Genomic DNA, 21,003 nt, shown 5'->3' with positions numbered 1-21,003 from the left:
CCCTGCCCTTTGGCTACAGACCCAAAGCTTTGCGGCGTTCTTCGGCAAAGCCCTGCACCATACGGTCGGCAATCAGCGCCAGAATCGCCATCGCAGCCCCGGCCGAGATACCAAGCCCAACATCCGCCTGCCCCAACGCCAGATAGATCGACTGCCCCAGACCAGTAGTCCCGATCAGCGCGGCGATCACCAGCATCGCAAAGGCATAGAGGATCGTCTGGTTCAGCCCCAACAAGATGGTCGGCGCAGCATAAGGCGCACGTACATCGCGCATGATCTGCCACTCGGTCGCGCCGCTGGAGATCGCGGCCTCCATCATTTCCTCGGGTGTGTTGACCAACCCATGCCGGGTGTAGCGGATCATCGGCACGATCGCGTAGGCGCAGATCGCAAGGAAGGCCGAGAACTCACCGATCTGAAACACCATCAGCACCGGGATCAGAAACACGAACAGAGGGATCGTCTGCAACATGTCGCAGATTGGTCGGACGATTTTCCACACCGGCTCCCACACTGCGCTGGCCAGACCGATCAGCCCGCCGACCACGGCACAGGAAAACACCGCCGCGCCGCTGAGGTAGAGCGACAGCAAGGCGCGCTCCCACAGCCCGGAGACGAGGATGGTGCAAAGCAGCCCCACCGACAGCGCCGCCAGCCGCCAGCCGCCAGCCACATAGCTGAGAGCAGCGGCACCGGTCAGAACAAACGGCCATGGCAGGTTGGCAATGCCGGTTTCCAACATGCCGATCAGGATCAGTACGACCAGCCCTCCGGTCATATGCCCGCGCCATGCCATCAGCGCAGCGATGACGGCAGCCACGGCGAACAGGCCATAGCTCATGCCCGGTGTCCACTGAAAGCCCCATGTGAACGGCAGTACCGCTTGGTCGAGGCCAATCCGCAGAGGCAACAGCACATAGAACAGCGAGTTGTTCTTGAGCGCATCCAGCCATGGGCCGTTGGCCTGAGTGAACGCGGTCAGGCCACTGTCAATCGCCTCGGCCATCGGGTCCAGCAGGGTCAGTTCGGACGGGTTCGGCAGCCATAGCCAGAAGGCAGCCGTGAACAGCACCGTAAAGCCCAGAACCGCCCAGACAACGCGCTGATCATAGCGTTTGCGCTCGGTCGCAAGCGTCCCGCTCATCCGGTCGATAACGACGGCAAAGACCACGATCACCAGACCGGCCATCAGGGATTCACCGAACTGCGCCTTGCGCATGGTCAGCAGAACCTCCCAGCCGATATCGTTGAAGCCTCCGATCACGGCGGCGATGATCACCATCGAAAGCGCCGCCATAAGGCATTGGTTCACACCGACCATGATCTGGGTCGCGGCAGCCGGGATTTCCACCTGAAACAATTGCTGGAAACGGGTGCCGCCGGACATGATGGCAGCCTCTTTGATCTCGGGCTCGACCCGTTCCAGCCCCAGCATCACGTTGCGCGCCATGGGCGGCGCGGCGTAGATGGCCGAGGCGATCAGACCCACCACCGGGCCGAAACCAAACAGCAGCAGCAAAGGCGTCAGATAAGCAAAAGTCGGCACGGTCTGCATCACATCCAGCACCGCCTGCACAAAGCTTTTTACGCGGGGGATTTCATTGGCAAGGATACCAATCCCGCCGCCCACAACCAGCGCCACGGGGACCGAAACGGCCACCAGCGCCAGCGTATTCATGCTCTCGGCCCAATAGCCCGAGGCCAGCACGAAGCTGAGGCCAAAGAACCCGAGCGCCGCCATCGGCAAGCCGCCCAGATACCAGCCCAGCGCGGTGACAAGCCCGATCAGGATCGGCCACGGGGTGTTCCCCAGTACGAAATTCGCCGCATCCATCGGATAGGTCATCAAGTCGGAAAACAACCGCATCGCCGGTTTGATGCCGTTCAGGAACCAGTCGAGGAAAGCTCCGACCCACTGAGTCGCGGGCAACTCCCACGCGGCGGGCCATTTGACCAGCCACGGGGCGACACCCTCAAGCGCCAAGCACAATGCCCCGACGACAACCGTGATCAGCGCGGCCTTGGCTCCGACCGTCAAACGAGCCTGCGCGGGAACGTCGGTAATCGCTGTCATGTCTCGTCCACCTGAAGCGCGGCGGCCAGATCGGACGGGTGGACCGTGCCGACGATATTGCCTGCCTCGTCACGCACAGGCACCGGCTCATAGAGTTCCATACAATGGGCCAGAGCTGCGTCCAGCGTCATACCGGTCGTCAGACCGGGATCATCCGGGCCGCGCTGATCGTCGTCGCGCATGACCGAGGCAACCTTAGCGTGCTGCCCCTTGGCAACGTCTTTCGAGAACTCGCGCACATAGTCATCAACCGGACGCAGCACGATATCCGTGGGCGTGCCGATCTGCACGATCTTGCCATCGCGCATGATGGCGATGCGGTCGGCCAGTTTCAGCGCCTCTTGGATATCGTGAGTGATAAAGACGATGGATTTCTTCAACGTCGCCTGAATGCGCAGGAATTCATCCTGCAACTGGCGACGGATCAAGGGATCGAGGGCCGAGAACGGCTCATCCAGAAACCAGATATCGGGGTTCACGGCCAAGGACCGCGCGATGCCTACACGTTGCCGCTGACCGCCGGACAACTGCCGTGGAAAACTGTCCTCGCGCCCCTCAAGGCCGACCAGCGAGATCACCTCTTGCGCGCGGGCCAGACGTTCTTTTTTGCCGACGCCCTGAACACGCAGCGGATAGGCCACGTTTTCGGCAACGGTCATGTGGGGGAACAGGCCGAAATGCTGGAACACCATGCCCAGCTTTTTGCGGCGCAGATCGGTCAGCACCTTTTTCGACGCGCCCATGACGTTTTCGCCATCCACACGAATCTCGCCCCCCGTTCCGGGCAGCAGTTGCGAGATACAGCGGATCAGCGTCGATTTCCCCGAACCCGACAGGCCCATGATGACGAACAGCTCGCCTTCCTGAACCTCGAAATTGGCGTCCTGTACGGCGGGTATGAACCCGTGTTCACGCAGGTCGGCGGCGGCTTTGTCGGCGTCATTCCCTGACCGAGACAGCGCGTCGGTCAGGGCCTTATCAGCACCGGGGCCAAAGACCTGCCAGAGGTTCTGGCAGGCAATGGCTGGCGTTTTAGCGTCAGTCACTTAGGCAGGCTCACTGCGTTGCCGCGTCAACAACCGGACGCCACTTGCCTTCGTTCTCGGCCATCCATGCCGCGACGACTTCTTCGACTTTACCGCCGTCCACGTCGATCGCGCCCATCATTGGCTGCTGGTCCTCGACCGCCAGTTGATAGTTGGTCAGGATCTCATACGCAGCCGGCCATTTATCTTCCATACCGCTCCAACCGGCCTTGAAGATGCGCGAGGGCGAGAAGTCACAGTCGTTGACAGCATTTGGATTCGGTCCCCAGGACGGGTCGTTAAAGCATGCTTCTTCGCCGGCTGGCAGTTCAACGAATTGCACGTCATAGGCCGACATCGCCCAATGCGGCTGCCAGAAGGTGATCAGCAATGGCGACTTACGCTCGGTCGATGCGCGAAGTTCGGCGATTAGAGCGCCCTCGGACCCAGCAGGAACCGCTTTGAACGGCAGCTCAAGCCCGGTCATGCGGTCTGCGCCGGGGGTACCCCAATCCGCCGGGTAATCGACCAGACGACCACCGGGCAGCGTTTCCGCAGTCGCAAAGACCTGCGCGCAATCTTTCAAGGCTTCCCAGGCGGGCAGACCCGGGCACAGTTCGGCCACGTGCGCGGGATACGCAATGCCTTCCTTGGCATCCAGACCCAGATCACCGATTTCGACGACGGTTCCTTCCTCGACCTTCTTGGCATATTCATCCGAGACGTTCGACGACCAGATTTCCAAGGTCGCGTCGATGTCGCCATCAGCCAGCGCCTGGAACTGGTTCATCATGCCCGCGGTGACATATTCCACGTTATAGCCCGCGGCTTTGAGCATCTCACCGGCAACATGTGTCGTGACATGCTGACCCGTCCATTCGTTGATCGCCAGTTTGATCGGCTCGTCCACAGCGCCCATATCGGCTGCGTAAGCAGATCCGGCTACCGTCATCGCCAAAAGGCTTACACTCAGTTTTTTCATCGACATTCTCCCTGTCTTCTATTTTTTGCCCAAACCGGCGCGATCGCGCGCCGGAAGGCTTGTCGCATGACAATACCATGTCGCAACATGCACAAAATTGGCCGGAAAAGGGAAGTGAACAGTTTGATGCACGACCGGTTCGCCATGACCAAACTTCTATCTGATTTCCCACCTTTCACTGTGCGCCGCGTCCTGCCCCTTGTGTTTTCACCCTATTCTCGGGGGTCGGAAGTTGATTGACGAGTCAATCACAAACCAAAACCACCCGGTTTGTCGAGCATTTCTTTTAAAAATCGAATGATTTCCTAACGTCCGCCCAAGAATTGATCTTCGGTACACGCCTTGCATCACATCCCCTAAAACGCGACCCTGTGATCGGAGGGCGCTTTTCATGCATCATTTCGACGAGATCTTTTCCATAGCAGCACAACGGCACGGCGGTCACGACGCGCTGGAACAAAAACTCAGCAAACCCAAAACCATAGATGAACTTGCTGCGATTCCGGATGACCGTTGGCTCGCGATCATTACAAAATGCATCTTTCAGGCGGGGTTCAACTGGAAGGTCATTGAAGCCAAATGGGATGGCTTTGAAACGGCGTTCGACGGGTTCGATGTCGGGCGTTGTGCTTTCATGGATGACGAAAAATTCGACTCGCTGCTGCAAGATACCCGAATCGTGCGGAACGGCACAAAGATCGCGACTGTTAGGGACAATGCGGCCTTTCTTCTTGAACTGCGGGAAGAAGGGGGCGCGGGCAAGGTGCTGGGCGGATGGCCGTCAACCGATTACGTCGGGCTGCTGACAATGCTGGGCAAACGAGGCTCGCGTCTGGGCGGCGCCTCGGCCCAATACGCCATGCGGTTTGTCGGGCGCGACAGTTTCATCCTTTCGCAGGACGTGACCGCGCGGCTGATTGCCGAGGGGGTTGTTGACAAGGCACCAACGTCCAAAAAAGCGATGACTGCTGTCCAAGACGCCTTCAATGTCTGGATGGAACAATCGGGCCGGTCGCTGACCGAAATCAGCCGTGTTTTGGCGATGAGCGTATGAAAACGGGTTACAGAGTGAAGGCAACGCATTAGGCTTTGAACATGACGCGCCTTATTTTGATGACGTTTCTATTGCTGTTTGCCTCCTGTGGTCGGCCGCTGACGGATCAGGAGGTGGCCTTTGCAAGCGCTGTTCAGGGCGACACGCTGAACCTTGAAAACGTGCGTCTGGTCGAGGGCGCCCCGGTCGCGCCGATTACGTTTTACCGCGAAAAGCGACCGCGCCTCGCCTGCCGAGAGCGTATTCTACCCCCCGCCGAAGAAGGTGTTGTGACTGCAAAACCCGCAGCCGTTGCCCTGTTCAACCGCGTCTATTTTACTCGGGAGTGGTATCTGGAGGACTATATGTCTGACTTTCCGGAACAAATGGACCTGATCGCCGCGATGCTTCTCGCGCACGAACTGACCCATGTCTGGCAATGGCAGAACCGCAAGACAACGGGATATCACCCCTTGCGGGCGGCGGCTGAACATGGCGGCAACAAGGACCCTTACCTGTTTGATCTGAATACCTCGCCTGATTTCCTGTCCTACGGGTTTGAACAACAGGGCGCGATTGTCGAGGAATACGTGTGCTGCCGGGCGCTGGACCCGACCGCCCCGCGCACAACGCGGCTGCATGAAATGCTGGGCCAGCATTTCGACCTGTCGCCGTTACCTCAGCACGAGCGGGAAAGGGCCGTGGTCATCCCATGGGCCGACGCAAAGGTTGAAGGCATCTGCCGTTAAAATCAGCCACCCTGTATCGTCTCGAGATACGCGACCAGATCGACAATCGGCTGGCTGGTCAGGATCGGTTGACCTTCAGGCGTTTTCATTGAGGTGTCTTGCCCGTCAAAATAGGGCCCATATACCGGCATGGGGCTGCCGTGGCTGACCAAAGGGTCGCGTCCATCAATGCGGGCCACAACCCGGGCGGTCGGAAACACACCGTCGTCCCCGGCAAGCTGGGTCAGGTCGGTCGGTTGAATGACAAGCACGCCAGCCATTGGCCCGTGACCCGTTGCCTCGATCCCATGGCAGGTCGCGCAATAGTGCTGATAGAGTTCGGCCCCAGTCTCAACATCCTGGGCGCCTGCCTGCGACGCCATCGCCGCCAGTCCTAATGAAACAGCCCCGAGTATCCTTCTGGTCATCCTATCCTCCTGTCGTGATTGACATTTGCAGGCTTGCCCGAAGCCCCGCTTGGCGCAATGATCCAGATCAACGAAGCAGGAGGGTTCGGGCGATGACTCAATACGCAGCTATCATGCTGGCAGCCGGGATTGGCGTACCAATCCTTGCGGCCCTGAACGCAGCGCTGGGAAAGCTGATCGGCTCTCCCACCACGGCGGCGGTGATCCTGTTCGCCATCGCGTTTCTGTCATCTGCGCTGGTGATGCTGTTGTTTCCCGGCGCAAGCGCCTTGTCCAAAGTCACCGAGGCCCCAAAACACCTTCTGCTGGCAGGCGTCTTGATCGCCTTTTACGTCCTGTCGATCACCCATGTCGCGCCGCATTTCGGGGTCGGCAATGCGGTGTTTTTTGTGCTGTTGGGGCAGTTGATCAGCACCGCCGCGATCGACCATTTTGGACTGTTCGGCGCACAGATCACTCCTTTGACGTGGATCCGGGCGGGCGGCATCGCAGTGATGGCGGCCGGGGTTGCTATTACTCAACTGGCTTGAGCACACCACCGTCCAGCCGCAACTTACGGTCCATCCGGGCCGCAAGATCCATATTGTGCGTCGCGATCAAGGCTGAAAGCCCTTCGTCCCGCACCAGCGCCATCAGCGCGTCGAACACCTGATCCGAGGTCTCGGGGTCCAGATTTCCCGTGGGCTCATCCGCCAGCAAGACGCGGGGCTTGTTGGCCAAAGCCCTGCAGAACGCCACCCGTTGTTGCTCGCCCCCGGACAAGGCCGCCGGTCGGTGATCGGCGCGTGCCGAAACGCCGACGCGATCCAGAAGGGTCATCGCTCTGCTCTGAGCATCTTTTTCCGAAACGCCATTGGCCAGTTGCGGCAGGGTAATATTCTCAAGCGCCGTGAACTCGGGCAACAGATGGTGAAACTGATAGACAAAGCCGACATCCTGCCGCCTGAGAGCGGTGCGGGTGCGGTCGCCTTTTCCGCTCACGCTTTGTCCGGCTATTTCCACCGACCCTGCATCGGGCGTGTCCAGCAAACCGGCGATATGCAGCAGGGTCGACTTGCCCGCGCCAGACGGGGCAACAAGCGCAACAGCCTCACCCGCGCGCAGATCCAGATCAACGCCGCGCAGAACCTGCACCTCGCCCGGTGTCCCTTTCAAATAGGTCTTGGTCAGACCATCCAACCGCAACGTGACATCACTCATAGCGCAGCGCCTCTACGGGGTTCAGCCGCGCCGCGCGACGGGCCGGGAAATAGGTGACAAAAAAGGACAAGCCCAAAGACAAGCCAACCGCCTTTAACACGTCCGCCAAATGCAACTCGGCGGGTAAAGCGTAAATCCCCCGGATGGACGGATCCCAGACACCACCCCCCATGACAAAGTTCACAAAACTGAAAATCGGATCGATATAGATCGCGAACAAACACCCCAGCACTACGCCCATCCCGGTACCGATGATCCCTGTAAAGGCCCCGCAGATAAAGAACACCCTGAGCACCGATCCCTCACTCAGGCCGATCGTTCGTAGAATTCCGATGTCGCGACCCTTGTTTTTGACTAACATGATCAACCCGGACACGATGTTCATCGCGGCAATCAGGACGAGGATCGACAGGATGATGAACATGACATTGTCCTCGACCTCAAGCGCGCGCAGAAACCCGCCGGACGCGTCCTGCCATGTCCAGATGCGGCTGTTTTCTCCGGCCGCCTGCAGGATCAGATATATGGTCGGGTCCAGCTCTTCGGGCTGATCCACCATGACTTCAATCTCGTCAGCGACACCTTCGCGGTTGAAGAAGCTCTGCGCCTGCGTGAACGGCATATAGACCCGCGTGCGGTCGATGTCATAGCGCCCGGCCGAGAACACATAGACCACGCGATAGGCATTCACCCGCGGCGATGTGCCAAACGCGGTCTTCACCCCGTTGGGCGAGGTCAGCTTGACCGTGTCCCCAACGGTCGCGCCGATGCTGCGGGCCACCCCTGACCCAATGGCGATCACATCCTCGCCGTTCTGAAACTGCGAAAGATCCCCGACGGCCTGTTCGCTTTCCGCCGCGCCCGGCAAGTCAAGCAAGTCGTCGGGTTGGATACCGAACACTTCGACCCCACTGCTGCGGTCGCGGTTGGTGATCAGCACTTGCCCTTTAACCAAAGGCGCAGCCCGGTTCACACCGGGGACCTCTGCAATACGCCCGGCCATGTCTGCATAATCCGAGATGGTGCGATCCAATCGGCCCTGCGCATCCATCTCTCCGGCCGAGTAGACCGTGACATGCGCATTGGCCCCCAGAATGGTTCCCACGAATTCTGACCGGAAACCGGACCGCACCGCCAATGTCGCGATCAGAGCGAATACCGCCAGAGTAATCCCGATCAGCGAGATCCATGTCATGACACTGACACCACCTTCTGCACGGCGCGCGCGCAGGTATCGCCAGGCGATTTTCCATTCAAAGGGGGCAAAGGGCGGGGGCGTCGTGGCCATGTCTGCTCCGGTTCTTATTGCTTGGCGCGACCCTTTCGGCATTTCACCCGATGGTCAAGTTCGTTATGCGCCACCCAAGCGTACGTGGGCAACACCGCCTTCTAACCCGGCGCGAATCACCCGCGAAGCCAGTTGGCCTACTCTGGCAGAAGGTGAGGGGCGTGCCATTTCTTACACCTTTGGTTGTGACGCCCTTCACAGACAAACGCCAATTGTTTCAGCTATGAAGCTAATGTGGCTGTTGCGTGAGCGACTGAACTCGAAATGCAACATTCATTAAGCAACTTTATTTCGCCTTTTGCTTATTTTCAGAAACTTTGTCACCCTAGAGTTAAGGGGGATACCATTTTTCAGAGCGGGAGACGCTCATGTTAGTAAAGAGTAGTACGGAATTGATGGACCCAATATTGGTCCCAAAAGCATCTTCAGAGTTGGATTGTGAAACCGCTGCGCTATTGCGCGCAACCATCCGCCCGATATTCGACACTGCGGCAAGCTGGGCAAGTTTGTCCGATATCCTGAGAGATAAAGGTTATCGCCTCGCCTTCCGCGAAGGGAGGATGTGCATCACAGATCGCACAACGGACGAGCGTGTCTGCGGGATTCGCTTTCTCGGGTTTGAATTCAAGGAACTGGTAAAACGTCTGGGACGCCCGATTGTCGTCGCACGTGGCAACAGCGCGGATGGCGATATTCTTGCCGAACGGCCAGAACCACAGCGCGGCTAGTAGCTGCGCCAGAATTGAGCCTTACGTCGCAGCGTCTTTGACAGGCTGTAAACAGCAGCGCGCGCGATCGCTGGATCCGACAGGGATTTCATCAATATGGCGCCGGATACCCGAACCGGCAGATGGCCCTGTTTGTACCATCCAAGGCGATCTTCATCCGAGTATCGGGACATGTCGCAGAACTGGCTATAATTCTTCAACCAACTCGCAGCCATTTCAGCACCTGCGGCGTCCGTGTCCGCAGATACCCCGCCAATCCGAAACAAGGACACCGGCATCTGCAACCGATGACCGGAATGGCCGGACAAAATCATCCGCAATACCATGTCGTAATCCGCAGCAATTCGAAACTGCAGGTCATGCCCACCCAATTCCAGAAACAGCGACCTTTTCAGGACCATCGCATTGTGACCGAACGGCAAACGCTGAAGGATGGATTTTGGCGTCAGTCGACGCGCGTGACGCCGGTTGCCTTCATCGTCAAAAAACACTGTTTCTCCGTACACGAAATCAGGTTTCTCGGGCGTGATGGCTTTCTGAACATTCGCGAGGCTGTCTGCGTCCGCGATCAAGTCGTCCGAATTCAGGAACAGCACATATTCCCCGGAACAACGTGCAACCGCTTGGTTCATCGCATCATACAGGCTTTTGTCCGCCTCGCAGAAATACCGCACCGGGATCGAATCACCAGAGCTTTCGATCTTTTGAATTGCGTCCCTCAGCAACTCTTGCGTGCCATCGGTGGACTGGCCGTCCCAGATCACATGCTCAATGTTGCGAAACGTCTGCGCCTGCACGCTGTCGAGCGCGGCGAGGACTTGATCCCCCCGCCCCGCTTCGATCAGGTTTCTGGTAACAGTAACGACCGAGATCAGCGGCCGAGTGTGCTGTTCAGGCGATTTGCTCATAGATTTCGGCAACTTTCGTAACGGCGGCCTCAGGGCTAAGCTCTTCGCTTTCACCGGTGCGGCGGCAGGTCAGTTCAACCACACCGTTTTTCAGACCGCGCGGACCAACGGTGATGCGCCAGGGCAGACCAATCAGGTCCATAGTCGCGAATTTACCCCCTGCCCGTTCGTTGCGGTCATCATAAAGGGGCTCCAGCCCCAAGGCAGTCAGAGCGGCATAGAGTTTGTCACAGGCTGCATCGGCTTCTTCGTCACCTTGCTTGAGGTTCACGATCCCGCAATGGAACGGGGTCACGCCTTCGGGCCAGATGATACCCTTGTCGTCATGGCTGGCCTCGATGATCGCCCCGATCAAGCGGCTGACGCCGATGCCGTGGCTGCCCATGTGAACGGGCGTCGGCTTGCCATCGGGACCCTGCACCGTTGCGCCCATCGCTTCGGAATACTTGGTGCCGAAATAGAATATCTGCCCAACCTCGATCCCCCGCGCCACGCGGCGGCGGTCTTCGGGCACTTGGTTGAACAGCGCCTCGTCATGGGTTTCATCGGTGCGGGCGTATTTCGAGGTGAACTCTTCGAGAATGGCCTGACATTGATCGCGGTCGTCATAGTCGATCTGACGGTCCCCAAAACTCAGGTCGGTGACGGCGCTGTCATAGAAGACTTCGGATTCGCCAGTATCAGCCAGAACCAGGAATTCATGCGTATCGTCGCCACCGATAGGGCCGGAATCGGCGCGCATCGGGATGGCTTGCAGGCCCATGCGTTCGTAAGTGCGCAAGTAGCTGACCAGATGGCGGTTATAGGCGTGCAGCGCGTCCTCTTTGGTCAGGTCGAAATTGTAGCCGTCCTTCATATAGAACTCACGCCCGCGCATAACGCCGAAACGCGGACGGATTTCATCGCGGAACTTCCACTGGATTTGGTAGAGCGTCAGCGGCAGGTCTTTGTAGCTGTTGACGTGGCCGCGGAAGATATCGGTCACCAGTTCCTCGGCGGTCGGTGTGAACAGCATATCCCGGTCGTGCCGGTCCTTCATCCGCAGCATTTCCTGACCGTAGTCATCATAACGCCCGGATTCGCGCCACAGGTCCGCCGATTGGATGATCGGCATCTGGATCGCGATGTGACCGGCGCGCGCCTGCTCTTCGTGGATGATGTTTTCCAGCTTGCGCAGCACTTTGAAGCCCATCGGTAGCCACGAATAAATCCCGGCCGAAGCCTGCTTGATCATGCCCGCGCGCAGCATCAGCCGGTGGCTGACGATCTGAGCCTCGGAGGGGTTTTCCTTGAGAACGGGCAGAAAGTAACGGCTCAGGCGCATTGGGTGACCTTCAAAGGTGAGAATTTCGCTGCAAGGTGATTATGCCAAAGCCTCGCCGGGGGCAATCACGCATTGGCGTTTTTGCGACCTCGGGTCAGTCGCATTTTTTATTGACCCGCCAATCAGGAAACTCAAATGTGACAGGAATGTAAAAGTAAGAGGCCGCGATGCAGACAATCTCGGAACCCGCCCGTCAAATCCCTGTGGTCCACAAAACGGACGTTCTGGTCGTCGGCTCTGGCCCCGCTGGTCTGGCCGCTGCGTTGGCTGCTGCACGTGCTGGGGCCGAGGTGTCTCTGGTCGACCGGTTCGGCTGCATGGGCGGCAATATCACCGCCGTGGGGGTCGAAGGGTTCGCGTGGTATCGCCACGAGCAAACGGTCGAGGCAGGCGGCATCGGGATGGAGTTCGAGACGCGCGCCAAAGAGATGGGCGCGGCGGTGCCGGAAAGCCAATCGCTGAGTTATGAACTGGACAGCGAAGGGTTCAAGTTGGTGGCTGACAAGCTGGTGCAAGAGGCAGGCGTGCATCCGATGCTGCATCGACAGTTCGTGGCCCCGATCATGGACGGCGACCGGATCACCGGCATCATCACCGAATCCAAAGCGGGTCGCGAGGCTATTCTGGCCCGCGTTGTGATCGACGCCACGGGGGATGCTGACGTCGCCCACCGCGCAGGCGCCCCCACTCACAAGACCGCGCGCGAGGATATGATGGCCGCCTCGGTCATGTTCCATCTGGCCGGTGTCGACAAACGCGCCTTTATGGAGGGCGTCAAGGCCGACCCGCAGACCTATAAGGACTGGGGCGGCGGTGGCGAGTGGAATATCGAGACCTCAGGCAAAGAGGACGATATGTTCTCGCCCTTCGTTCACAAACCCTTCCAGCAGGCGATTGATGCGGGGCTGATCCCGCCGCACCTGAACACCATCGCGGGCACTTGGGGCGCGATGCATGACACGGGTGAGCTGACCTACATGAACCTCATCCATCTGGCCGAGATTGACGGCACCGATCCCGACAGCCTGACGCGCGGTGAGATCGAGGGCCGTCGTCAATCGATGCTGGCTATCGAGGCGCTGCGACGCTTCATGCCGGGATGCGAGAACGCGCGGCTGCGCAACTTCGGTATGACCATCGGCATCCGCGACACCCGCAAGATCGACGCCACGTACAACATGACCGAGGATGACGCCCGCCATCAGGGTCGGTTCGAGGATACCATCGGCATCTACCCCGAATTCATCGACGGGTACGGCATCCTGATCCTGCCAACGACGGGGCGGTATATGCAGATCCCGTACCGGTCCATGCTGCCCAAGGGGATTAAGGGCCTGCTGGTCGCGGGGCGTTCGCACGGATCGGACAAGGTGGCACACGCGGCCACACGCAACATGGCGTGCTGCGCCGTGATGGGGCAAGGCGCGGGGATCGCCGCCGCGCTGTCGCTGAAAAGCAATCAAGACGTGCACGATATGAACCTCGCCCCCGTTCACAAGGAACTGGACCGGCAGGGCGTCAGGATTCACTGATGGATCACATCCCGACGATAGACATCGCACCGCTGTTTGAGCCGGACCACCCGCGCTGTGGACAGACAGTGGATCAAGTCATCGACGCCTGCACCGGCATCGGTTTTTTGTCCATCACCGGCACCGGAATAGCGCCCGAGACCGTAAAGACTGTTCGCGCCTGTGTTCGGAAAATCTTTGCTGTCGAAGAATCTTCGAAATGGGATCAGGCGATCACGCGACAGAATTACCGGGGGTATATCCCCATGGGCTTCTTCACGCCAAATGACGGGACGGGCAAGGCAGACAAGTACGAAGGTTATAAGCTTCACTATGACGTCGCCGCAGACGCAACGGTCCGGGCAGATTGCAGTCTGTATGGCCCGAACATCTGGCCCAAGGAAGTGCCAGAGGCCCGCGGGATCATTCTGGACTATTGGTCCCAACTGGATGGTGTCACTGACGTGTTGCTGGCCGCTTTGGAAGCTGGGTTTGGGCTGGAAGACAAGGTGTTACGCAAGGCGTTTCACACTCCGATGACCAATATGACCCTGCTGCATTACCCGCCACAGGCCGCTGACGAAGGTGGTTATGGCATTCATCCCCACAAGGATACCGACGCGCTGACCATTATCGCGCCCGATCCGGTCGGTGGGCTTGAGGTACAGACCCGAGACGGAGGATGGATCACCCCGGACTGCCCCCCAGATGGGTTCATCGTGAATATCGGCGACATGCTGGAGCTGTGGTCAGGCGGCAGGCTCATGTCGACGCCCCACCGGGTCGTCAACCGTTCGGGAAACGAGCGATACTCGTTCCCCTATTTCGCAGTACCACGCCATGATGTGGTTGTTTCACCCTTGTTGAACCCCGTCGACGGTTTCGATCGTCCCTCGGTCCATTGTGGCCATTGGTCTGCAGAAATCTGGCGCACCAACTGGCCGGACGAAATAGCCCACGATCAGACGCCCGAATTGGGCACGCTAGGCGATTAACCGCGACAATAGTCCAAAGAAATGAAACGCTTGCATCGCAGGCGTTCATAAGCCAATAACTTGTGCAAGAACCGATAAAAAGGGGATGAGCATGGCTTTGCCCGTGAAGGATCAACTTAGATACTGGGGCATTGCAGCGGCGATTTTTGTGCTTCTGTTATGGGCACTTGGCGACGTTTTGCTGCCTTTTGTGATCGGTGGCGCCATTGCTTATTTTCTCGATCCCGTCGCCGACCGGCTTGAAGGGTGGGGCCTGTCGCGGATCGCGGCAACCGGACTGATAACCGTCGTCGGGATATTGGGCTTTGTCCTGATGGTGCTGATGGTCGTGCCCGCGCTCGTCACGCAGTTGATCGACCTGATCGAGGTCCTGCCCAGCCTGATCAAGCAACTGCGCAGTTTCATCGAACAACAGTTCCCTTCCCTGCTGGATCGCGAATCCAACTCGCACCAATTCCTTGTGTCGTTGGGGGAAACGCTGAAATCCAAGTCCGGCGATGTGCTGCAATCTGTCGCCTCATCGTTCAGCTCGGCCATCAACGTGGTTGTTCTGCTGGTGATCGTGCCGGTTGTTGCCGTTTACCTGCTGCTGGACTGGGATCGCATGATTGCCCGCATCGGAGAGCTGCTGCCGCGTGATCACGCCCCCACCATCAAACGGCTTGCCGGGGAAATCGACGACGTCCTTGCCTCGTTCGTGCGCGGCATGGGCACGGTCTGCCTGATCCTTGGCACCTATTACGCTGTGGCATTGATGGCCGTGGGTTTGCAATTCGGCCTGATCGTCGGTTTCATCGCCGGGCTGGTTACCTTTATTCCCTATCTCGGCGCGCTCATCGGCGGCATGTTGGCCATTGGGCTGGCCCTGTTTCAGTTCTGGGGCGATTGGGTGCAAATTGGCCTGGTCGCCGGGATATTTGCGTTGGGTCAGGTGACCGAAGGCAACTTTCTGACCCCGAAACTGGTCGGTAACTCGGTCGGGCTGCACCCGGTGTGGTTGCTGTTGGCCCTGTCCGTATTCGGCGCCTTGTTCGGATTTGTCGGCATGCTGATTGCCGTCCCGGTCGCGGCAGCCTTGGGCGTATTGGCACGGTTTGCCACGTCGATCTATCTGGAAAGCCGTCTATACACCGGTTTAGAAAGCGCTGAACAGGCTGACCAGAAAGACGAATAAATGGCCCACCAACTGAGCTTTGATCTTCCGGCCAAAACTGCGCTGGGGCGAGAGGACTTTTTCGTATCCCCGGCAAATGCACTGGCCGTTGCCATGATCTCGGCCACGTCATGGCCGGGGAACAAGCTGGTTCTCAGCGGTCCCGCCGGGGCCGGAAAAACGCATCTGGCCCATGTCTGGGCCGCCGAAACGGGCGGACGCATTGTACAGGCGAAAGACATCACACACGACGACGTGCCAGACCTGGCCCGTTCAGCAATTGCTGTCGAAGATGTGCCCATGATCGCTGGTGACATTGAGCAGCAGAAAACCCTGTTTCACCTGCACAATCTGGTTTTGGCCGAAGGGAATGCTCTGCTGATAACAGGGCGTATGGCTCCGAAGTTCTGGGAACTGCCCCTGCCCGATCTGCAAAGCCGGATCGAGGGTGCGCACCATGTTGCGCTGGACCCGCCGGATGACGCGCTGCTGGGTGCGGTTCTGGCCAAGCTGTTTGTCGACAGGCAACTGAACCCCGGCCCCGAGGTCATTGCCTATCTGGTCAAGCACATGGACAGGCGGTTCGAGACGGCTGCCAGTGTCGTCGCGCAACTGGACCAGTTGGCGTTGTCGGAAAAACGTGAAATCACGCGGGCTTTGGCCGTGCGTGTCCTGAGCTCAGAGCGCGATGAATTCCAATCTGGTAATTGACCCGCACCCGGTGATCTCGCATTCTAAGCCCGGAATATCTGGAAGAGACATGGATCAGACCGTCGAGACCGATATCCCCGACTGGGGGCCTTTCGGAAAACCACTATTCGACGACCCCGAGGCGCGCGCCCTGTCGCGCGTGGGGGTTGTTGATGTCGGGTCAAACTCGGTCAGGATGGTGATCTTTGACGGGGCCGCGCGATCTCCGGCATATTTTTACAACGAAAAAGTCATGTGCGAACTTGGTGCTGGCCTCTCTGAGACCGGTCGCTTGAACCCACGCGGACGCGTGCGTGCATTATCTGCCTTGCAGAGGTTCAACCAACTGGCCGAGGATCTGGGCCTTCCGGGGTTGCATGTTGTGGCCACTGCCGCCGTGCGCGAAGCCGAAGACGGCCCGGATTTTTGCGCCGAGGTGTACAGCGAAACCGGCCTGACCGTTTCGGTCATCGACGGCGAAGAAGAGGCTCGCCTGTCTGCACAGGGCGTCCTGTTGGGATGGCCCGGTGCCTACGGTCTGATCTGTGACATTGGCGGGTCTTCCATGGAACTGGCCGAGATCGGCGACGGAGAGGTCGGGCGACGTGTCACGTCAGCCCTTGGTCCGCTCAAGCTGAGGGATATCAAAGGCGGTCGACGCGCGCGAAAGGCCCATATCAAAGAAACCATGGAAGAGCTGCGCGCCCAAATGGGTCCACAACGCGACCGTCTGTTTCTGGTCGGGGGCAGTTGGCGGGCGTTTGCGCGTCTGGACATGCTGCGGCGGGGGTATCCGCTGAACGTCTTGCACGAATACCGCATGACCACGTCGCAAGTTCGCGAAACCATTAAGTTCATTGAAAAGGGCGATCCGGATAAACTGCGCAGCCTGGCTGGGGTTTCCGGATCTCGGATGTCGCTGATTCCTTACGCGATGGACGTGCTTGGGCGGCTGGTTCGAACATTCAAACCCAAGGACATCGCCATTTCCAGCTATGGCATCCGCGAGGGCCTGCTGTACGAACAAATGCCGCAAGTCTTGCGAGACCGCGATCCGCTTGTTGAAGCCAGCCGGTTTTCCGAGGCCAAAGACGCGCGTCTTCCCGGGTTTGGCAAGCACCTCTTTGACTTTGTGATGCCTCTTTTCAAATCGGCCCCCCCTGCCCGGATCAGGCTGATCAAAGCCGCGTGCCTGCTGCATGACGTAAGTTGGCGCGCCCATCCCGACTACCGTGCGGAAGTTTGTTTTGATAATGTTACGCGTGCCAATCTCGGCGGACTGAAGCACTCTGAACGCGTTTTCATCGGCCTTGCGTTGCAGCATCGGTACCGCAACAAACGCGAAGGCAACAGGTTCGCACCGCTCTATGAGCTGCTGGACGAGAAAGACCAGAAACAGGCTGAAATTCTGGGCAAGGCCATGCGGTTTGGCGCGATGCTTTGGATGCAAAGCAACGCAACGATGGGAACTCTGCGGTTTTATCCCAAAAAGCGCCAGTTGGATCTGTACCTGCCGAAATCGGCCAGTCTGCTATTCAATGAAGTCGCCGAAGCGCGACTGAATTCTCTGGCCACCGCGCTGAAATCTGAGACACGCGTTATTACAAAAGGGTAGCGCTCAGATATCGGTCGCGCCTTCGGGCAGGTCCTCGGATGGATCGGGGGCCTTTTCTGGGTCCGGAGCATTCTCAGGCACAGACGGCTTTTTCCGAATGATGATATCCCCATTGGGCAGGATTTCCGGAGCCTCATACGCGCTCCAATCCTGAATTTCACCGACCAGTTCCGCCAGAGCCGGCCCCATTTCTTCAAAGAAAGACTGCATGGCCGGACCGAACTGATCCGCCAATCCCAGCAAGTCCTCCAATGCAGGCTCCATTTCCTGCCGCAGCCCCTCAAAGAACAGTTCTGCGCCCTGCTCCATCAAGGACTGTCCGGTCTCATCTTCTGCATGCGCAGGCATGGCCAGCGCCAGTGTCACTGCACATATGGAAACAAGGTTTTTCATGTCAGACGATATAAGCGGTTGAGGCTGTTGGTTAAAGGTCAAAGGTCAATATCCAAAGTCACCGGAAAATGGTCTGACGCGGTCAAAAGCGCGTCGTGCAAGTCTGGTTGAGCCTTGCAGATCGGGTCATGAAACGGGTGCCAGATGCGCCATTCAGGGCGGCGCGCGCGCAATCCGTCGCTGATCATTATGTAATCCAACAGCGCTTCGAGGTGCCCACCGGATTCAGGTCTTGGAAAACGCGCCGTTGACGGAATTACCCCCGGTTCTGGCCCATATGCTGTGATTGCATGCGGATCGAACAGCCCCGACTCTAGCAGAATTTCGACCGAAGACCGACCGAACAGGTTTTCGAACTCATCAAGTCCCGGCCCATCATTCAGGTCACCCAGAAGAATGACGTCCTCGCCCTTGGCGATATGGGCCTTGATCCGTCGCGCCAGCCAAACCGCCTGAGCGAGCTGCTTGCGGCGGTTGGCGATTGAAATGCGGATCGCCTCGTCGCGGCTTTCCGCCCCATGCGGCGCCTTGGATTTCAGATGCGCTCCGATCAGGCGCAACGAAGCACCGGTCGGAGTTTTGACTGCCATCTCCATAGGCGGTTTTGAGAACCGCACCTGATCCTCGGTCGCGTCGATATCGAGGTCAATTTGAAACACCGAATCGAAGCGGGGTGCATCGGACCGCGCTGCATCATCACCGATCGGGTCGTGGCGCACTGAAAGACAGGCGGGATCATACAGCAAGGCCAATTCCTGATGCGTATCATTCGCAAAGCCCATGGCTGCATGACTGGTTCGAAGATCAAAAGCCTCGGCAAACCGCTGCAACGCGCGGACAGTATTCTGAGTTTTGCCGGTGTTCGGCGCTTCGACGATCAAAAGGGCGTCGGCGTCGATGGCAGTCAGAACCTTAGCGATCGCTTCGACCTGCTGGGCGGTCGTGACATCATGTCTGCCGGACCAACTGTCGTCAAAAATCAACCGGTCTTTGCGGTCAAACAGATTGGCAAACCACTCGATATTGTAGGTCGCCAATCGCATGAGTGTCAGGCTCGGGCGCCATTGATCTGATCCCAGGCGCGATTGATGTCGATCATCTTCTTTTCGGCCAGACGAATGGCCTCTTCGGGGACCCCGCGTGAAATCATTGCATCAGGATGAGTTTCGCGCACCAATTGCCGCCAGACCTTGCGGATATCGGGCAAAGGCATGTCGTGCGGGACGCCCAGCACCGTATAGGGGTCTTTGGGCGCGTCCGGCACAAACCTTTCCCGCAGCGCAAGAAACTGGGCTTCGGTCTGCCCGAATATCCGGCTGACCTCCTCAAGAAACTCATTTTCGTTCGGATGGTAGAACCCGTCAGCCATCGCGATATGGAACAGTCCTTCCATCAAATCACAGAGCGTGGTGCTGTCATCGGCGAACATTCCGGCGATCTTGCGCGCGTATTCCTGATAGCCCGCGACGTCGGTCCGGGCCATGTCGAAAACGCGGGCGGCGTCGGCTTCATCCTCGCGCGCGATTTGGAACACGTCGCGAAAGGCTGTGACCTCGTCCCGTGTAACTTGCCCATCGGCCTTGGCCATTTTTGCGCCCAGCGCGATTACGGCAATGGTAAACGCGACCGACCGTTCAGGCGGTGTGCGAAGAATTTCAAAAACAGCGGTCAGGCTTTCGCCCTGTGCAAGCGCGCTCAGCGCGTCGGATATGCGGGTCCAGATCGACATGATCGCACCCTAACGCCCCAATTCGCCGGTGTCAGGTGCAACCAATGGGTCAGCGGCAAGAATTTTCTGCATCAGCACAAGATCCAGCCTTTTGCCCCACTTGAACCCAACCCCTGGCATGCACCCGACTTTTTCAAAGCCGATCGCGGCGTGAAACGAAATCGCCGCCGGGTTTGCCGACGATATCCCCCCAACCAGAACATGGACGCCCGCGTCCGTGGCCACAGCCTCTAGCGCAGCAATCAACGCGCGGCCAAAACCATGCCCACGCGCCATGGGAGAGAGTTGGATAGAGTGTTCCCGGCATTGGGCGTATCCTGGACCAGAACGAAACGGGCCGTAGGTGGCAAAACCCACAACCTGCCCGCCCAACTCGGCCACCAGAAAAGCGGGGCCACGGTTTTTGATATCGTCGGCTATGCCGGCCAAGTCGCGCTCGGCTGTGGTAAAGGTTATAAGCGTGTCCCGAATGATCTGGTTGGTGATCTCAGCAATGGCATCCGCATCGGTAACTTTAGCCTGACGGATGATCATTCCAGCACGCGCAGGCCATGGGGCGTTTCAAACTCAGCGCGCAGGGCGACGGGGCCGGAATCAAATACCACGCGGTCCAAAGCCCCCAGCAGTTTTGCCAGTTCAAGCGCGTCGGGATGGAACACAACCAACTGTCGCAATCGACATCCGCTATCCTGCAACATCTGCGCGGGGTGCAGGTCGCCGTGCCATTGGATCAATGCGGGAAACAAGTTGTCAAACGGCAACCGCCCGTTGGGGGGAACCGCCATACGCCAGCTCAGTGCGCCTCTGGTCAGGTTAATGGGATGTCCGACGCCATCCGGGAAAACGTCAAGCGATGCTTCGATGTCCGGGACACGGCAAATCCAGTTTGTCAGTCGCGGACTTCCCTGAAACCGGTCAAGGTCGAACCAGCGCGTCCGGTCGGGACGCGGTGCGGACGGGTCAATCGCGATCGCCTCAAGGTACAGGCCATCCGCCAGACCAAGCAGCCGATTGTATGTTCCGAATTTTTCGTGCTTTCCACCGTCCTGAAGGGGGACACCCAGCGCCTGCTCAACATGAGCAGCGGCGTCTTCAAGCGTTTCACCCGCGACGGCCAGATGATCGAGTAACATGAGCGCCCTCCTACGAAAAACGACCAGACCCAAACGGATCTGGTCGTATGTTTCCGCCAAAGGCGC

The 21,003-nt window shown here is 58.6% G+C and carries 22 protein-coding genes; 9 read left to right on the top strand and 13 right to left on the bottom strand.

The window, feature by feature from the left end; all coding sequences use genetic code 11:
- Positions 1-13: 13 nt before the first annotated feature.
- From ACR0MS_RS11055 to ACR0MS_RS11045, 3 genes are read right to left on the bottom strand one after another with little or no spacing between them, the layout of a single operon-like run.
- The gene (locus ACR0MS_RS11055; protein ID WP_480572199.1) at positions 14-2,074 is read right to left on the bottom strand and encodes an ABC transporter permease; all 2,061 of its coding nucleotides are present in this window, start codon (positions 2,072-2,074) and stop codon (positions 14-16) included.
- The gene (locus ACR0MS_RS11050; RefSeq protein WP_480572202.1) at positions 2,071-3,120 is read right to left on the bottom strand and encodes a quaternary amine ABC transporter ATP-binding protein; all 1,050 of its coding nucleotides are present in this window, start codon (positions 3,118-3,120) and stop codon (positions 2,071-2,073) included. The genes ACR0MS_RS11055 and ACR0MS_RS11050 overlap by 4 nt, the downstream gene beginning before the upstream one ends.
- Before the next feature lie 10 nt (positions 3,121-3,130).
- Positions 3,131-4,081, bottom strand: a complete 951-nt coding sequence (locus ACR0MS_RS11045; RefSeq protein WP_480572205.1) for an ABC transporter substrate-binding protein — start codon at positions 4,079-4,081, stop codon at positions 3,131-3,133.
- Between the two features lie 391 nt (positions 4,082-4,472).
- Between ACR0MS_RS11045 and ACR0MS_RS11040 the strand changes: the two genes are divergently transcribed.
- Both ACR0MS_RS11040 and ACR0MS_RS11035 read left to right on the top strand, forming a co-directional pair.
- On the top strand, positions 4,473-5,135 hold the full coding sequence (locus ACR0MS_RS11040; protein WP_480572208.1) for a DNA-3-methyladenine glycosylase I: 663 nt from the start codon (positions 4,473-4,475) through the stop codon (positions 5,133-5,135).
- Between the two features lie 41 nt (positions 5,136-5,176).
- Positions 5,177-5,863, top strand: coding sequence for a hypothetical protein (locus tag ACR0MS_RS11035; protein WP_480572210.1), 687 nt, complete (start codon positions 5,177-5,179; stop codon positions 5,861-5,863).
- Positions 5,864-5,865: 2 nt separating this feature from the next.
- On the opposite strand, the gene ACR0MS_RS11030 is transcribed toward ACR0MS_RS11035, so the two are convergent.
- The gene (locus tag ACR0MS_RS11030) at positions 5,866-6,270 is read right to left on the bottom strand and encodes a c-type cytochrome (protein WP_480572213.1); all 405 of its coding nucleotides are present in this window, start codon (positions 6,268-6,270) and stop codon (positions 5,866-5,868) included.
- 92 nt (positions 6,271-6,362) lie between these two features.
- On the opposite strand from ACR0MS_RS11030, the gene ACR0MS_RS11025 reads away from it, so the two are divergent.
- On the top strand, positions 6,363-6,800 hold the full coding sequence (locus tag ACR0MS_RS11025) for a DMT family transporter (protein ID WP_480572216.1): 438 nt from the start codon (positions 6,363-6,365) through the stop codon (positions 6,798-6,800).
- On the opposite strand, the gene ACR0MS_RS11020 is transcribed toward ACR0MS_RS11025, so the two are convergent.
- A complete protein-coding gene (locus ACR0MS_RS11020) occupies positions 6,784-7,470 on the bottom strand; it encodes an ABC transporter ATP-binding protein (protein ID WP_480572219.1) in 687 nt (228 codons plus the stop codon). The genes ACR0MS_RS11025 and ACR0MS_RS11020 overlap by 17 nt on opposite strands.
- A complete protein-coding gene (locus ACR0MS_RS11015) occupies positions 7,463-8,758 on the bottom strand; it encodes a lipoprotein-releasing ABC transporter permease subunit (protein ID WP_480572222.1) in 1,296 nt (431 codons plus the stop codon). Before ACR0MS_RS11015 ends, ACR0MS_RS11020 begins: the two co-directional genes overlap by 8 nt.
- Before the next feature lie 368 nt (positions 8,759-9,126).
- Between ACR0MS_RS11015 and ACR0MS_RS11010 the strand changes: the two genes are divergently transcribed.
- Complete coding sequence (locus tag ACR0MS_RS11010; protein WP_480572225.1) at positions 9,127-9,486, top strand: hypothetical protein; 360 nt, start codon at positions 9,127-9,129, stop codon at positions 9,484-9,486.
- Here the strand turns inward: ACR0MS_RS11010 and ACR0MS_RS11005 are convergent.
- The gene (locus ACR0MS_RS11005; RefSeq protein WP_480572228.1) at positions 9,483-10,394 is read right to left on the bottom strand and encodes a glycosyltransferase family 2 protein; all 912 of its coding nucleotides are present in this window, start codon (positions 10,392-10,394) and stop codon (positions 9,483-9,485) included. The genes ACR0MS_RS11010 and ACR0MS_RS11005 overlap by 4 nt on opposite strands.
- Positions 10,378-11,718, bottom strand: coding sequence for a proline--tRNA ligase (proS, locus tag ACR0MS_RS11000; RefSeq protein ID WP_480572231.1), 1,341 nt, complete (start codon positions 11,716-11,718; stop codon positions 10,378-10,380). Before proS ends, ACR0MS_RS11005 begins: the two co-directional genes overlap by 17 nt.
- Before the next feature lie 167 nt (positions 11,719-11,885).
- Here proS and ACR0MS_RS10995 point away from each other — a divergent pair, with 167 nt between their 5' ends.
- The 5 genes from ACR0MS_RS10995 (at position 11,886) to ACR0MS_RS10975 (ending at position 17,682) form a co-directional block, all read left to right on the top strand.
- Entirely contained in the window at positions 11,886-13,250 is a 1,365-nt protein-coding gene (locus tag ACR0MS_RS10995; protein WP_480572234.1) for an FAD-dependent oxidoreductase, read from the top strand.
- Entirely contained in the window at positions 13,250-14,224 is a 975-nt protein-coding gene (locus tag ACR0MS_RS10990) for an isopenicillin N synthase family dioxygenase (protein ID WP_480572237.1), read from the top strand. The genes ACR0MS_RS10995 and ACR0MS_RS10990 overlap by 1 nt, the downstream gene beginning before the upstream one ends.
- A 91-nt stretch (positions 14,225-14,315) precedes the next feature.
- On the top strand, positions 14,316-15,398 hold the full coding sequence (locus ACR0MS_RS10985; RefSeq protein ID WP_480572240.1) for an AI-2E family transporter: 1,083 nt from the start codon (positions 14,316-14,318) through the stop codon (positions 15,396-15,398).
- Complete coding sequence (locus ACR0MS_RS10980) at positions 15,399-16,088, top strand: HdaA/DnaA family protein (RefSeq protein WP_480572243.1); 690 nt, start codon at positions 15,399-15,401, stop codon at positions 16,086-16,088. It abuts the gene before it with no gap.
- A gap of 49 nt (positions 16,089-16,137) precedes the next feature.
- Entirely contained in the window at positions 16,138-17,682 is a 1,545-nt protein-coding gene (locus tag ACR0MS_RS10975) for a Ppx/GppA family phosphatase (protein ID WP_480572246.1), read from the top strand.
- Positions 17,683-17,685: 3 nt separating this feature from the next.
- On the opposite strand, the gene ACR0MS_RS10970 is transcribed toward ACR0MS_RS10975, so the two are convergent.
- From ACR0MS_RS10970 to ACR0MS_RS10950, 5 genes are read right to left on the bottom strand one after another with little or no spacing between them, the layout of a single operon-like run.
- Positions 17,686-18,075 carry a hypothetical protein gene (locus ACR0MS_RS10970; protein ID WP_480572248.1) on the bottom strand — a complete coding sequence of 130 codons (390 nt, stop codon included), beginning with the start codon at positions 18,073-18,075 and terminating at the stop codon, positions 17,686-17,688.
- Between the two features lie 38 nt (positions 18,076-18,113).
- Positions 18,114-19,118, bottom strand: coding sequence for an endonuclease/exonuclease/phosphatase family protein (locus tag ACR0MS_RS10965; protein ID WP_480572251.1), 1,005 nt, complete (start codon positions 19,116-19,118; stop codon positions 18,114-18,116).
- Positions 19,119-19,123: 5 nt separating this feature from the next.
- Positions 19,124-19,804 (bottom strand): TerB family tellurite resistance protein, encoded by a 681-nt coding sequence (locus tag ACR0MS_RS10960; RefSeq protein WP_480572254.1) that lies wholly within the window; start codon positions 19,802-19,804, stop codon positions 19,124-19,126.
- Between the two features lie 9 nt (positions 19,805-19,813).
- The gene (locus tag ACR0MS_RS10955; protein ID WP_480572257.1) at positions 19,814-20,338 is read right to left on the bottom strand and encodes an N-acetyltransferase family protein; all 525 of its coding nucleotides are present in this window, start codon (positions 20,336-20,338) and stop codon (positions 19,814-19,816) included.
- Complete coding sequence (locus tag ACR0MS_RS10950) at positions 20,335-20,937, bottom strand: VOC family protein (protein WP_480572260.1); 603 nt, start codon at positions 20,935-20,937, stop codon at positions 20,335-20,337. The genes ACR0MS_RS10955 and ACR0MS_RS10950 overlap by 4 nt, the downstream gene beginning before the upstream one ends.
- Between the last annotated feature and the right edge of the window lie 66 nt (positions 20,938-21,003).

This window comes from Ruegeria sp. CJ2, from assembly GCF_056536745.1.
This window is presented reverse-complemented; position numbering and strand designations above follow the sequence as displayed.